General features: G+C 64.0%; 14 protein-coding genes. All 14 read right to left on the bottom strand.

Translation table 11 applies throughout. The features are described from left to right. Nucleotides 1-69: 69 nt before the first annotated feature. A complete protein-coding gene (locus tag LQT98_RS04505; RefSeq protein ID WP_231461275.1) occupies nucleotides 70-1,185 on the bottom strand; it encodes a fimbrial protein in 1,116 nt (371 codons plus the stop codon). A 10-nt stretch (nucleotides 1,186-1,195) separates the two neighbouring features. Beyond that, nucleotides 1,196-3,730 carry a fimbria/pilus outer membrane usher protein gene (locus tag LQT98_RS04500; protein WP_231461274.1) on the bottom strand — a complete coding sequence of 845 codons (2,535 nt, stop codon included), beginning with the start codon at nucleotides 3,728-3,730 and terminating at the stop codon, nucleotides 1,196-1,198. 81 nt (nucleotides 3,731-3,811) lie between these two features. Beyond that, the gene (locus LQT98_RS04495) at nucleotides 3,812-4,537 is read right to left on the bottom strand and encodes a fimbrial biogenesis chaperone (RefSeq protein ID WP_231461273.1); all 726 of its coding nucleotides are present in this window, start codon (nucleotides 4,535-4,537) and stop codon (nucleotides 3,812-3,814) included. An 83-nt stretch (nucleotides 4,538-4,620) separates the two neighbouring features. Continuing rightward, nucleotides 4,621-5,217, bottom strand: a complete 597-nt coding sequence (locus LQT98_RS04490; protein WP_231461272.1) for a fimbrial protein — start codon at nucleotides 5,215-5,217, stop codon at nucleotides 4,621-4,623. 341 nt (nucleotides 5,218-5,558) lie between these two features. Beyond that, entirely contained in the window at nucleotides 5,559-5,870 is a 312-nt protein-coding gene (locus LQT98_RS04485) for a DUF1484 family protein (RefSeq protein WP_231461271.1), read from the bottom strand. Nucleotides 5,871-5,882: 12 nt separating this feature from the next. Next, nucleotides 5,883-6,206 (bottom strand): hypothetical protein, encoded by a 324-nt coding sequence (locus LQT98_RS04480; protein ID WP_231461270.1) that lies wholly within the window; start codon nucleotides 6,204-6,206, stop codon nucleotides 5,883-5,885. A 293-nt stretch (nucleotides 6,207-6,499) separates the two neighbouring features. Continuing rightward, the gene (gene corA, locus LQT98_RS04475; RefSeq protein ID WP_231461269.1) at nucleotides 6,500-7,579 is read right to left on the bottom strand and encodes a magnesium/cobalt transporter CorA; all 1,080 of its coding nucleotides are present in this window, start codon (nucleotides 7,577-7,579) and stop codon (nucleotides 6,500-6,502) included. 7 nt (nucleotides 7,580-7,586) lie between these two features. Then, nucleotides 7,587-9,074, bottom strand: coding sequence for an exopolyphosphatase (gene ppx, locus LQT98_RS04470; RefSeq protein WP_456237128.1), 1,488 nt, complete (start codon nucleotides 9,072-9,074; stop codon nucleotides 7,587-7,589). 322 nt (nucleotides 9,075-9,396) lie between these two features. Continuing rightward, nucleotides 9,397-10,098 (bottom strand): phosphate signaling complex protein PhoU, encoded by a 702-nt coding sequence (phoU, locus tag LQT98_RS04465; RefSeq protein ID WP_231461267.1) that lies wholly within the window; start codon nucleotides 10,096-10,098, stop codon nucleotides 9,397-9,399. A 113-nt stretch (nucleotides 10,099-10,211) separates the two neighbouring features. Beyond that, nucleotides 10,212-10,871 carry a ribose-5-phosphate isomerase RpiA gene (gene rpiA / locus LQT98_RS04460; protein WP_048409897.1) on the bottom strand — a complete coding sequence of 220 codons (660 nt, stop codon included), beginning with the start codon at nucleotides 10,869-10,871 and terminating at the stop codon, nucleotides 10,212-10,214. Between the two features lie 186 nt (nucleotides 10,872-11,057). Next, nucleotides 11,058-11,540: a 2-C-methyl-D-erythritol 2,4-cyclodiphosphate synthase gene (gene ispF, locus LQT98_RS04455; RefSeq protein WP_304413459.1), complete on the bottom strand. Its 483-nt coding sequence runs from the start codon at nucleotides 11,538-11,540 to the stop codon at nucleotides 11,058-11,060. Continuing rightward, the gene (gene ispD / locus LQT98_RS04450) at nucleotides 11,536-12,219 is read right to left on the bottom strand and encodes a 2-C-methyl-D-erythritol 4-phosphate cytidylyltransferase (protein ID WP_048409899.1); all 684 of its coding nucleotides are present in this window, start codon (nucleotides 12,217-12,219) and stop codon (nucleotides 11,536-11,538) included. Before ispD ends, ispF begins: the two co-directional genes overlap by 5 nt. After that, nucleotides 12,216-12,989, bottom strand: coding sequence for a DNA polymerase III subunit epsilon (dnaQ, locus tag LQT98_RS04445; protein ID WP_369799206.1), 774 nt, complete (start codon nucleotides 12,987-12,989; stop codon nucleotides 12,216-12,218). Before dnaQ ends, ispD begins: the two co-directional genes overlap by 4 nt. A 58-nt stretch (nucleotides 12,990-13,047) precedes the next feature. After that, a partial coding sequence (locus LQT98_RS04440; RefSeq protein WP_231461266.1) for a response regulator occupies nucleotides 13,048-13,624 on the bottom strand: 577 nt, incomplete at its 5' end.

Below are 13,624 nucleotides of genomic sequence, written 5' to 3'. Positions count from 1 at the left end.
CATTCAAGATCAAACTTCAAGGTAGCGCTGCCCTGAACCGCGCCTGCCGGCAACGCATGGACCACCCCATCACGGATAAGACACAACGAAAGTGGCGGTCGCCGCAAACGCGCCCGGCTGGATAGGCGCGGCGGTGGTGCGCACATAATGGGCGTTCAGATCCAGCGTCAGCACCGGATTGCCGCTGCTGGCGGTGCCCAGCGCAATGCGGCGGCTGCCGTCGCTGCTGCTGGACGGGCCGAAATACACATCCGTCTGCTGATTCCGCCGCAAGCGCACGCCCAGGCCCTTGGCGCTGCCGGCGGCATCGGCATTGTTCGGTAGCAGCGTATGGCTGGTGTTTTCGGGCGTACCCGCATCGGTGAAGTTGATGGACGGCTTGGCATTGATCGCGCATTCCTCCTGCCGGATGCGCAGCGGCACGCTGTCCTGAGACACCGCGTCCTTGCGGTCCAGCCCGAATACCTTGATCGCGTCCATGGACACGCGCAGCTGCTTGGAGTCCAGCGCCAGCTTGCAGCTGGGCGCGGGCAGCAGTGGAAGCGTGTCGCCGGACCAGTTGTCGTAGATAAAGTGATAAACCCCCTTAGGGTAAGCCACGTCTCCTGTCTGAACTGACTGATTGCAACCTTTGGACACGTTCTGGCTGGCGCCATTGCCGGTGCCGTGAGCATAAATACTGAAAGGCGTGCTCAGGTAGCCACCACCGCCACCTTGGTATTTTGTCGGGTCGGTCAAGACAAACTCCTGGACAAATAATGCCTGCAGCGTGTACTTCCCCACCTTGTCAGGGTAATCCTCATACTCGCTCCAGGTATTGATGTCGCTGTTGCCTGAACCAATCAAGCGGCCATCGAGACCGCTATCGGCATGACGCCAGCGCACCCCCAGTCCAGAGGCAAGCCTCATAGTATTGAAATTATTAGGGTCTGGAGCATCTGACCACCCCGCCCCCATGCGCATCCGGTCACCATTGATTTTAGTCACCACCTCATAGCCGATCGAGAACAGATACAGCCGCTTATGCAACACATCGCCGGCTTTGGAAGCACTGGTCGGTGGCAGGCCGGAAATTTCGCTCACTTGACTAATCACCGCCTCGTCATCACAGCTTTTGATCTTGGCCTGCACGGACAGGCTGACGCAGGCCAGCAGCAGCGCGCCGCCATAGCGTTTCCAATCCATTCCCATCCCCTCAGTTACAGTTCAGGCGGCGGCGCTGGTAGTACTGGCCGGCCTTGGCCGGCGGCAGCCGGTAATCGGCCACGCACTGGCCGCCGCGCCATGCCACCGTCAGCCGGCCAGTCTCCCGCTTCAGCAGCGCCAGCACCTTGCCATTGGGATCGACGATACCCAAGGGCTTGCCGTCTTCGCCGCTGACGCTGGCGCCAAACGGCACGCTGCCGCCATCCGGCCGCAGCAGGGTGAACTGCGCGCGCACCCCGCGCCTAGCCTTGAACACGCCCTTGACCACCGCGCCGCGCCGCGGCACCACCTGCTTGACGGTGTCTTCCAGCTCCGCGTCCGCGCCCAATTGCCGCGTGTCCAGGTTCAAGGTATTGACGCGATAAGGCTGCGCATACGGCTGCACCAGATAGCCATTGCGCCCCAGCTTGCCGCCGTCTCCAGCGCGTAGTTCGGTCCCGGACAAGCCGTCCACCTGCATCAGCGCGAAGGTGTCGCCCACCGTGCGGCTCAGGTTGACGCCGCCGCCATGGACCACGATGGCGCCGGACGCGCCCACGCTGCCGGATTGATACTGACGCGCCGCGTTGTAGGCCGCGCTCAACTGCACAAAATCCGCGCTGTGGTTGACGCTGAGGCTGGCGGTGCTGCTGCCGTCGCGGCTGCTATGCCCGGCCTGCAGCGAATACGAGGTGTTCTCGCTCATATAGCCGTTGACGCCGGCTTGTAGCGAAGCGCCGCTGCCGGTGGTATGGCTCAGGTTGGAGTACAGCCGCGGCGAACGCGGCTTGTCGCCCAGCGGCACCGAGAAGGTCAGCATCGCCTGGGTGCTGCTGACGCCGCCGGGGCGGCTGTCGCGGCTCCGGCTCAGCGTGAAGTTGTAGCCCAGCCGCTTCCAGCTATTGCCATAGCCCAGGCCCACGCTGCCGGTGCCGCCGCTCTGGCCCCAATAGCTTTGCTGGCTCAGGTTCAGGTACAGGCTGCCAAAGCGCCGCTCGCGGCCCAGGTCCTGCTGAGTGGTCAGATCGATGCGCGAACGGCTGCGGCCAAACTTCGCCTGGCTGTTGTCGGCCAGATCGCTGGCGTGGTCGTTGAAACTGCGGTAGCCGACGGTGGAGTAACGATAGGCGGCCAGCGTCAGGTTGGTCAGCGTGCGGGTAAAGGTTCTGGCGTAGAGCAGGCGCACACTCTGGCCCTGCTGCCGTTCTCCCTGGGCGCGGCTGACGGACTGGGTGACATCCAGCGACAGCGCGCCCAGCGGCGTATTGGTGCCCACGCCCAGGTTCAGCGCCTGGAAATCGGCGCTGAACTGCAGGCCGCCGGCCACGGTGCTGTCGTCGCCGATGCCGTAAACCACGGTGCCGGCGGCAAAGTTGGGGCGTACATCCTGGCCGCCCTGGTATTCGCCGATGGCGGCGCTGTACTGCCAGCGCCCCTTGCGCAACATCAGCGGCAGGCTGGAAAACGCCTGCTGCGTCACCCGCTTGCTGCCGTCGGCCTCGGTGACGGTGATTTCCAGGTCGCCGTTGGAGCCGGAGGGGAAGATATCGGTCAGTTCGAACGGCCCCGGCGGCACATTGGCGCGGTAGAGGGTATAGCCGTTCTGGCGTACTTCCACCACCGCATTGCTCTGCGCCTGGCCGCGGATCACCGGCGCGTAGCCGCGTTCGCTATCCGGCAGCATGCCGTCGTCGCTGGACAGTTGCGCGCCGCGGAAGCGCAGGCTGTCGAACAGCGTGGGATCGGTGTATTGCTCGCCCAGCGCCAGCTGGCTTTTCCAGGCGGTGATGTCGCGCTGCAGCACGTTGCGGTTGCTGCGCGCGTCCATGGACTGGCCATCGGCCCAGCTCAGCGTGGAGTCGTTGCGCAAGCGCCAGGCGCCCAGATTGATGCCGTTCTGCAAGCCCAGGAAGGCGCTGCGGTTGGTGCTGCCGCCCACGCCGCTGTTGCGGCTCTCGCTGGCGTTGAACTGGTAATTGACGTAGGCGGCGGCCACGCCCTCGTCCCACAAGGCCGGGTCGATATAGCCCCGCGCGCTGCGGCTCAGAAAGGCTTGCGGAATGCTCAGCTTCAATTGCAGCCGGGTGGAGTCGTAATCCACCGCCGCCTGCGGCATCAACGCGGCCAGATCCAGACAGGCCGGATCGTCCTCCGCCAGCGGCGGAGTCAGGCTCTGCAATTGCACGCCGGCGGCTTGCAGCAAGGCGGCGTCCACGCAGGGCGTCACCCTGCCGCTGGCGGGGTCTTGCACGAACACCACATCGCGGCGTCCGCTCAAGCTGTCGTTGACCAGCACATCCACGCGATAACTGCCGGGCAGCAAGGCGTTGCCGCCGCTCAGCACCGCGCTCAAGTCCGCCGGCCGGCCGGCGCCGTTGATGAAGTTGGTGTTGAAAGCCAGCAGGGTCGGCGCGGTCGACACCGCCCCCTCTTCCGCTCGCGACCACTCCGCCAGCGCCAGCAAGATCAGCAGGCAGCCGGGTTTCAGAGCGGAGCGGCACCGCGGCAAGGCGTGACAAGACAGGCTATCGGAACGTAGGCGCATGGCAGGGCTTACTCAAGCAGAACGGGGACAAGGCTATCCGGAGATGAATCGGTGGCGGCCGGCTGGCGGCAGGAGCTTCAATCAGGGTTGCGGATCCTGCGGTTCCAGCTGACGAGGGCTCGCCTCCTGGCCGAGCTCCAGCGACACCGCGTACTCCATGTGGCCGCCAAAGTCGTTGATGATGCCGTAACGCAGTTGCGCCGCCGTCGCGGGCAGCGGCCATTGCCCGCTGCCGCCGGGCGCCACCATATAGGCCTTGGCCAACTCCTTGCCGTTTTTCAGCGCCAAATCCACCAGCGTCACGTGGTAGCGGCTGGGGTTGTCCACGCGCAGCTGCGGCTTGCCATCCTGCTGGCGCACGCTCCAGCGCAGGCCCGCCGGCGCTTGCAGCGCGGCGCCGCTGCCCAAGGATTTAGGGCGGAAAAACACCTTGATGCGCTGACGCACCGCCAGCTGCAGCACATTGTCGCCGCTGGCGGCCTGTGGGATTTCCTGCACATTCAGCCAGAACACCGTTTCCTGGTCCTCGGCCGCGCCAGCGCCGGCATAGAGCACGCGCAGCAGTTGTTGCTGCTTGGCCGGCAGCCGCGCCAGCGGCGGCGTCACCGCGAACGGCAGCTCTTCCGGCTGCCCTTCCGCCGGCTCCAGCCAGGACTGGACCAGGATGTCCTCGCCCTGATTGCTGACGATGATGGGCGCTTCTTTATCGTTGCCATCAAAGATCAAACGGGTGCCGTTCAGCGCAATGCCGGCCCAGGCCGGTTGCAAGGCAAGCACCAACAGCAGAGGAAGCAGAATGATTTTCATCGGAAACGCCATAGGGAAATCAAGAGGAATTCAAAGCAGATACGCGGGCATGCTTGGCGCCCAGCGGGCGCCAAGCTTGGCCTTTACTCGTAAGTCAGCGTAAACGGCAGGCTGGCATTGGCGATACCCGCTGTCGGCGTGCCGTCGGCGACATAGGCGGCGGCAAAGCTGACGCGGCGGACCTCCCCCGCCGCACCGCTGGCGTCTTCCTTCAGCAAGTTCGCGCTGGTCAAGTTAAGGGCCGTAGTGGAACCGGCTTTATCGTATAGCGCGATGCCCACGCCCTTGGCAAAGTTAGCCGAGGTCGAACCGTTGTTAACACGCAGGATGTTGCCGGCAGCGTTCACTTCCGGCGTTTTACCGGCCAGCGTCATCGTCACTTGGGCTTTGTCTCTGCAGGTGATATTGAAATCCACCTGCTTGCTGCCGCTGCCAGTGAACTTGGGGCTGGTTACCGTGCCAATGTCTTCTATCGATACCGTGCCCATATCTACTTTGATGCTGGTGGCGTCGCCATTGGACGAGCTGAGACGGCAGGTATCCGCCACCACTTTGCCGGTGAAGTCAATCTGACCAGCCAGCTCGGATTTAGCCGCAAATACCGGGTTCACCACCGAGGCGCCAAAGGCCGTCAACAGCGCCAATACCAGATATCCTTTTTTACTGTTCAAGGTTTTCATACCACACTCTCCCACGGATAGAAAAAGCCGCCGATATCGCCGGCGGCATATCACGGCGCAAGCGCCGTTGAACTCACTGGAAACTCCGAGGCCATCATATGGTTTACAATTTGTTACAGATATAGGATTTATCCTAACTTTCCAGGAGAACCCTAAATCCCGGTATTTAGTTGCTTTTATCGAGATTTCATTGATTTTTATTGCCAATTCCTGCCTATTAAATCTTCTCCGCCTCGCTCAGTGCGGATCCCGTGTTCACCCATGAAGCCACGCAAATGCAAAAACGGACCGCGCCTCAGGGGCAGCGGTCCGTTGTGGATGGGTCAAGGTCTCAACCGGGCTTAACGCAGGCCCTCCAGCCCATGCAAGGCCACTTCCATCTGCTGCTGGAACGGCTCCAGCAATACGCGCAGCTGTTTGCCGGCGAACATTTCTTCATCGTGCCGCAGCAGCAGGGTCAGCACGCAGCTCAGCGCCAGCTCGGCTTCGCGCAGCACTGACAGGTGGTCGTTCAGCGCTTGTTCCAGTTGCTGCCGCGCTTGCTGCGCCTGCGCCAGCGGCACTTGGGCGCGCGGGTCCGCCGCGAGGGCGTGCAAGGCTTGCTCCAGTTGCCGCAAGGCGTGGCGGCCGGGTATCGGGATAGCGGTTTTCATCGTCGTCTCCTGTCAATGCCGCGTGGTCAGCGTGGTCATGCCGCGTTGCAGCCAGTGCTGCGCCGGTTCCAGCGTGATGTGCAGCACATCGCAGGGGCAGGCTTCGCCGCCGGCCTGGCGCAGCAAGGCTTGGACCGCGCGCAGGCTGTGGTGGGCCTGGCGCAGGTCTTGCATCGCGCGGTGCAGATGGTGTTCGCGGATCTGCAATTGGCGTTCCAGCGCGCGCAGGCGATCGGCGGCGATGCCAGGCATGCGGCGTAGTTTTTTGAGAACGAGATTGAGCGGGAGTGAGGGGGAGAATAAGGCGCGGTAGCGCCGGCGGTGTGGATGCGTCATCGGTGACTCCTCAGTGCGAAGCCTGCCGTGCGCTGTCAAACGGATACGGCAGGCGGATGACAGGGTTGACAGACCGGCCGCACAGACACACCGGTAGACGCTCGCGCGCCTCCCCGCCACCGCCTGCCTTGGTATGGCAGATTCTGTGACGAGTCTGGCGATTTCGGGCTGTCAAACCCAAGCGCCGCGGAATGTCGCGGCACGCGGCGATTGTTACCGATTGGGCACAGAGGGTCAAGGCAAGCGCCGGCGCAGCGCGCCGCCGGCGTGGATTCCACAACAGGGGACAGGGTTTACAACCAGCGCCGCTTCCAGAATAACCAGCTCAAGCCGCCGGCAATGCCCAGCATCGCCACCAGCACCAGGTGGTAGCCGTAATGCCATTTCAGCTCCGGCATGTATTCGAAGTTCATGCCGTAGATGCCGGCGATCAGCGTCAGCGGCATGAAGATCATGGTCAAGACGGTGAGCACGCGCATTTGCAGGTTGAGGCGGTGGGATTGGGTGGACAGGTAGAGGTCCAGCATGTCGCCCACCATTTCCCGCGACATCTCCAGCGATTCGATCACGTGCATGGTGTGGTCGTAGGCATCGCGCAGATAGACCAGGGTTTCCGGCTTGAAGAAGCCGTGTTCGCCGCGGTTGAGCGAGATCAGCATTTCGCGCATCGGCATCAGCGCGCGGCGCAGTTTCAGGCAGTCGCGCTTCAGGCGCTGAATCTGCAGCAGCACGCCTTGGTCGCGGCCGCGCAGCAGCGTGCTGTCCATGCGTTCCACTCTTTCGTTGAACTCGGTGAGCACGCCGAAGTAGTCGTCTATCATCGCGTCCAGCAAGGAGTAGCCCAGGTAGTCGGCGTCCTTGTGGCGCAGCAGGCCGCGGCCGCGGCGCAGCCGTTCGCGCACTTCTTCGAACACGCCGGTGGGGCGTTCCTGGAAGGTGAGCACGAAGCGGCGGCCGATGACCAGGTAGATTTGGTCCGACAGCAGCCGCCCGGCCCCGCCCTCGCCGTGCTGGTGGTAGTCGAACACGCGGCTGGCGATGAACAGGTAGTCGCCGTAGTCTTCCACCTTGGGCCGCTGCCGCGCGTTCATGATGTCTTCCAGCACCAGCGCGTGCAGGCCGAAGCGCTGGCCTATCGCCCGCATCACTTCCGGCTGGTGCAGACCGTAGACGTTGAGCCAGAGCACGCCGCCGGCGGGCTGGTGGGCCAGGCCTTCGGCCACGGTCTGGAACACGGTTTCCTGCAGTTGCTCCGGGCCGTATTCAAACAGGGAGATCGAGGCTTCCGGCAGCTTGGCCTCGCCCACCGACAGCAGGGTGCCGGGGGCTTCGCCCAGCGTGGGAATGCGTTTTTTCAGCGTGGCGTGGCGCATCGGCGGTTCACACTTGCTCGATGTCGAGCACGAAGCCGACGTTTTTCCATTGGCCGATTTCCTGCTTGAAGCCGCTGGCGGTGAGCGGGCTGCCTTTCAGCCAGGCTTTGTTCAGCGTCAGCGCGAAGCCGGTGGCGTGCTGGCGCAGGTCCAGCCGGTCCGGCAGCGTGATGCTGTTGCGGCTGCGGTGGAACAGCACCGCCAGGCGCAGCGCCACCACGGCCTGCCACAGGCTGGCGTCTTCCATGTATTGGCGCATCTTGCCCATGTCGCCGCGGTGGCCCAGCACGATGGCGGCCAAGGTGGCTTGTTCGCGCTTGGAGAAGCCGGGCATGTCGGCGTGCTGCAGGATGTAGGAGGAGTGCTTGTGGTAGGCGGTGTGGGAGATGGTGAGGCCGATTTCGTGCAGCTTGGCCGCCCACAGCAGGCGCTTGAGCATGGATTGGTCGACGTCTTCGCCGGCCACCATGCGGTACAGGCGTTCGGCCAGCGCGGTGACGCGCTCGGCCTGGGCGGTGTCCACGTGGTAGCGGCGCTTGAACTGGGTGACGGTGGTGTCGCGCATGTCCTTCTCGCGTTGGCGGCCCAGTAGATCGTATAGCACGCCGTCGCGCAACGCGCCTTCGGCCACCGTCATTTTGTCGATGGCCAGTTCCTGGAACACCGCGATCATGATGGCGAGGCCACCGGCCAGCACCGGCGCGCGGTCGGCCTTGAGGCCGTTGACGTCGATGGATTTGATGTCGCCCTGGCGGATCAGCAGCGTCTTGAGCTTTTCCATGCCGGCCAGGGTGATGTCGGCGCTGCTCCAGTCGTTGATTTCCAGCACGTCGCGCAGCGAGCGCGCGGTGCCGGAGGTGCCCACCGCCAGTTGCCATTCTTCGCGCTGGTATTGGTGGGCGATGCGTTGGATTTCATTGCGCGCGGCCAGGATGGCGTCCTGGAAGTTTGCCTGGCTCAGCTTGCCATCGCCAAAGTAGCGCAGGGTGAAGCTGACGCAGCCCAGCGGCAGGCTTTCGGTGACCAGGGCCTTGTAGTGGCTGCCGATGATGAATTCGGTGGAGCCGCCGCCGATGTCCACCACCATGCGCCGTTCCTTGGTGTCCGGCAGGGAGTGGGCGGCGCCCAGGTAGATCAGCCGCGCTTCTTCGCGGCCGGCGATCACTTCTATCGGGAAGCCCAGCAGCGGCTCGGCCTTGGCGATGAAGTCGGCGGCGTTCTTGGCCACGCGCAGGGTGTTGGTGCCCACGGCGCGCACTTGCGCCGGGGTGAAGCCGCGCAGGCGTTCGCCAAAGCGGGCCAGGCAGGCCAGCGCCTTGTCCTGGGTTTCCTGGTCCAGGTATTTGTCCGCGGTCAGGCCGGCGCCCAGGCGCACGGTCTCTTTCATCACGTCCAGCGCGTATAGTTGGTCGTCCACCACCCGCGACACTTGCAGGCGGAAGCTGTTGGAGCCCATGTCTATGGTGGCGAGCACGTTATTGGGGGGCGTGGTCAGTGTCAAAGACACCCCTTCTCTCTTTATCTAGGCCCGCGCCGGGCGCGGGGTGGATTCGTCATGGGTTGTAAGAACCTGTTTACGATCTCGCGAGCTAAGGCGAGACAAGGCGAAAACAAGCGAAAAAGCGGAATGTACTCGTGGTACATGAGCATTTTGAGCTTGGTTTCAACGCCGTATCGCCGACGCGCAGCAGATCGTAAACAGGTTCTAACGCCAAGGCGGGCACGGACGCCAGACGCAACAATGGCGGCAACACCGAATGTTACCGCCATTTTAGTCAAACCGTCATGTCAAGTCGCCATGGCCGGCGCGGCCGGGTTCAACCCAGGGTTTCGCGCTTCTTGGTTTCCAAGGTGGTGTGGCGGATGTCCTTGCCCTTGACCAGGTAGACCACGTATTCGGAAATATTGGTGGCGTGGTCGCCAATGCGCTCTATCGCCTTGGAGATGAACAGGGTGTCGATGGACATGCTGATGGTGCGCGGGTCTTCCATCATGAAGGTGATCAGCTGGCGCAGTTCCGCGGCGAAGTCTTCGTCCAGTTCCTGGTCCGCTTCGGCCAGTTCCAGCGCGGCGCTGGTGTCGAGGCGGGCGAAGGCGTCCAGCGCGCGGCGCAGCATGCCCAGCGCCACTTCGGCCATTTTTTCGATTTCGCGGAAACGCGGCATCTGGTAGCGCTCGGACTGGTAGATGGTCTTGCCCATGCGCGCGATTTTCTTGGCTTCGTCGCCGATGCGTTCCAGGTCGGTGATCACCTTGATCACGGTGAACACGATGCGCAGATCGCTGGCGGCTGGCTGGCGGCGGGCGATGATGTGCAGGCAGTCGTCGTCGATGGTGACTTCCATCGCGTTGACCAGCGCGTCTTCGGCGATCACCTTGTCCAGCTTTTCAATATCGCCGGCCAGCAGCGCGTCCACCGCGGACAAGATCTGCTGCTCCACCAATCCGCCCATTTGCAGGACGCGGGTGCGGATGGTTTCCAGCTCCATATCGAACTGCTTGGAAATATGTTCTGCCATGTCTGCCTCAAACCAAAACCAGTCAAAAAACGCTATGTTAATGCGGGCAGATGACGCCGATGTGACAATTCATCTGCCCGTTTTGCGGGGGCGGCCAGGCTTGACCTAGCGCCTTATCGGATTTCTTCCACGCCGCTTTGCCGTCCCAACACCAGCACGTCGGCGCGACGGCGCGCGAACAGGCCGCAGGTGACCACGCCGGCCAGGTGGTTGATGATTTCTTCCAGTTCCACCGGCTTCTGGATTTTCAGGCCGTGCACGTCCAGGATCACATTGCCGTTGTCGGTGGTCACGCCTTGGCGCAGTTCCGGGTGGCCGCCCAGCTTGACCAGTTCGCGCGCCACGTAGCTGCGCGCCATCGGGATCACTTCGATGGGCAGCGGGAAGGCGCCCAGCATGGCGACGTATTTGCTTTCGTCGGCAATGCAGATGAATTGGTCCGCCACGCTGGCGACGATCTTCTCGCGGGTCAGCGCCGCGCCGCCGCCCTTGATCATGTGCAGGTGGTGGTTGATTTCGTCGGCGCCGTCGATGTAAACCTGCAGCGCGTCCACTTCGTTGAGGTCGTAGACCGGGATGTGGTGGGCCTTGAGGCGGGCGGTGGAGGCGTCGGAGCTGGATACCGCGCCGCGGATGCGGCCCTTGATGGCGGCCAGTTCTTCGATGAACAGGTTGACGGTGCTGCCGGTGCCGACGCCGACGATGCAGTCGTCCGGCACGAATTCGATGGCTTTCTTGGCTACGGCAAGCTTCAGCTGGTCCTGGGTCAACATGGTAATGCCTCCTGTGTTGGGATGGGTTGCGCCGGGCGGATTATGGCACGGGGCGAGCCGCCAGACACCTGTCATCTATCGTAGCGCGGCGGGGCTTGCATCGGTTTGACGCAGGCGAAACCGCGTTCATTCTTAGAACCTGTTTACGATCTGCTACGCGTTGGCGATACGGCGTTGAACAGGTTCTTACACTGGCACCAGCAGGCAGACGGCTTGCGCTTCTATCGCTTCGCCGCGCCCCAGGTAGCCCAGGGTTTCATTGGTCTTGCCCTTGACGTTGACCGCGCCGAGGTCCAGGCCGAGGTCGGCGGCGATCACCGCGCGCATCGCGTCGATGTGCGGCGCGAGCTTGGGCTGCTGCGCGATCAGGGTGCTGTCCACGTTCAGCGGCCGCCAGCCGGCGGCGCGCACGCGCTTGGCGGCTTCGCGCAGCAGCGCGCGGCTGTCCGCGCCCCTGAATTCGGCGGCGGTGTCCGGGAAGTGGCGGCCGATGTCGCCCAGCGCGGCCGCGCCCAGCAGCGCGTCGGTGACGGCGTGCAGCAGCGCGTCGGCGTCGGAGTGGCCGAGCAGGCCTTTGTCGTGGGGAATGACGACGCCGCCGAGAATCAGCGGCCGCCCTTCCACCAGGCGGTGCACGTCGTAACCTTGTCCGATTCGAAACATCTCAATCCTTTCTTGCCGCCAGCACCGCGCGCGCCAGGGCCAGGTCGCGCGGGTAGGTCACTTTGAAGTTCTGGGCATCGCCTTCCACCAGCAGCGGCTTGCCGCCGCTGCGTTCTATCGCGGAGGCTTCGTCGGTGATGGCGTCCAGGCCCGCGCCTTGCAGCGCCTGCCGCAGCGGGCCGTGGCGGAACATCTGCGGGGTTTGCGCCAGCCACAGGTCGGCGCGCGAGACGGTGACCGCCACGCGTCGTTCGGCGTCGGCGCGCTTGACGGTGTCCGGCACCGGCAGCGCCAGCAGGCCGCCCACCGGGTCGTCGCCCACTTCGGCCAGCAGCCGTTCCACCGCGTCCGCGGACAGGCAGCAGCGCGCGGCGTCGTGCACCAGCACCCAGTCGTCGGCGGCGCAGTCCAGCGCGTCCAGGCCGTTGCGCACGCTTTCGGCGCGGCTGGCGCCGCCCACGCGCAGCACTTGCAGCTTGGGCAGGTCCCAGTCGAAGTCGTCGAACCATTCGTCGTTGGGCGAGATCACCACCGCGACGGTGTCGATGGCGGCCACCGCCGCCAGCGCCCGCAGCGTGTGCCACATCAGCGGCTTGCCGTTCAGTTGCAGGTATTGCTTGGGGCTGGGCGCGCCGAAGCGGCTGCCGTGGCCGGCGGCCGGCACCAGCGCCAGGTAACGGCTCACGCGCCGTCTCCGGCCGGCGCTTCCAGGCTGCGCCACAAGCAAGTGCCTTTGACCGATTTGTCCAGTTCGTTCAGATAGCTTTGGTGGTCGGCCTGTTCTTGTTCGCTGGCGCGCTTGACCAGCAGCGGCTTGCGCTCGAAGTTCATCGAGCCGTCCTGGCCGCCGGGCAGGTCCATGTCGATGTCCATCACCAGGCTTTCCTGGCCGCGGGTCATCCACAGATACACTTCGGACAGCAGCTCGCAGTCCACCAGCGCGCCGTGCAGCGTGCGGTTGGAGCGGTCGATCTCGAAGCGGTCGCACAAGGCGTCCAGGCTGTTGCGCTTGCCGGGGAACTGGTCGCGCGCTTCGCGCAGGGTGTCGATCACATTGGCGCACAGCTTGTTGATCGGCGGCAGGCCCACTCTGTCGAATTCGGCGTTGAGGAAGCCGACGTCAAACGGCGCGTTGTGGATGATCAGTTCCGCGCCACGCAGGAAGTCGGCCATTTGTTCGGCCACTTCGCGGAACTTGGGCTTGCCTTCCAGGAATTCCAGCGAGATGCCGTGCACGCGCTGGGCGTCCGGGTCGATCTCGCGCTCCGGGTGGATGTAGAGATGCAGGTGCTTGCCGGTGAGCTTGCGGTTGATCATCTCCAGGCCGGCGAATTCGATGATGCGATGGCCCTGGGCGTGTTCGAGACCGGTGGTTTCGGTATCCAGAATCACATAGCGCGGCACGCCGTCGCTGCGCGATCCACTCATTTCTTTAGCGTCACTGCTATTGCTCATACACTTCTGTCCTGCATCCTGAATCGTTTTTACATTACCGCGCCCGCGTCTTGCCGCGCTACGCCTGCCGCCACAAGCCCTGCTCCCGCAGTTGCCGGTGCGCCAGTTGCCGCAGGCCGCTCAATTGCTGCGCGACGGCGTCGGCGGCGCCGGTCCGCGCAAAATCTTCGAGAGTTTGGCACATTTGCACCACCGGATCGATACGCAGCATCGCGAATACGCCTTTTATCGCATGCAGTTGATCTTGCATCCCCCGCTCATCCCGCGCCTGGGCGGCCGCGTCCAGGCTGTGCAGCGATGATTCCAGGCTGTCCAGCAGCAGTTGCAAGCGCTCGGCGGTCAAGGCCGGGCGCGCGCCGCTGTCGCTAGCCTCCGCCGGCGGACGCGCCGCGGGCAGATGCGCGCGCATCGCCTGGTCCAGCATGGCCAGGGACACCGGCTTGAGCAGGATGCCGCTGATTCCCACCTCGGCGCAGTTCCGGCTTTCTTCTTCTCCGGCATGGGCGGTGATCGCGATGATGGGCGCGGCCACCGCGTGTTCCCGCAAGGCGCGCGCCAGCGCATAGCCGTCCATGCCGGGCATATTGAGATCGGTGGCGATCAGTTGGTAGCGGCGCTGGCCGGCCAGGCGCAGC

The organism is Chromobacterium aquaticum (assembly GCF_021129195.1).
Taxonomy (GTDB): Bacteria; Pseudomonadota; Gammaproteobacteria; order Burkholderiales; family Chromobacteriaceae; genus Chromobacterium; species Chromobacterium aquaticum.
This window is presented reverse-complemented; position numbering and strand designations above follow the sequence as displayed.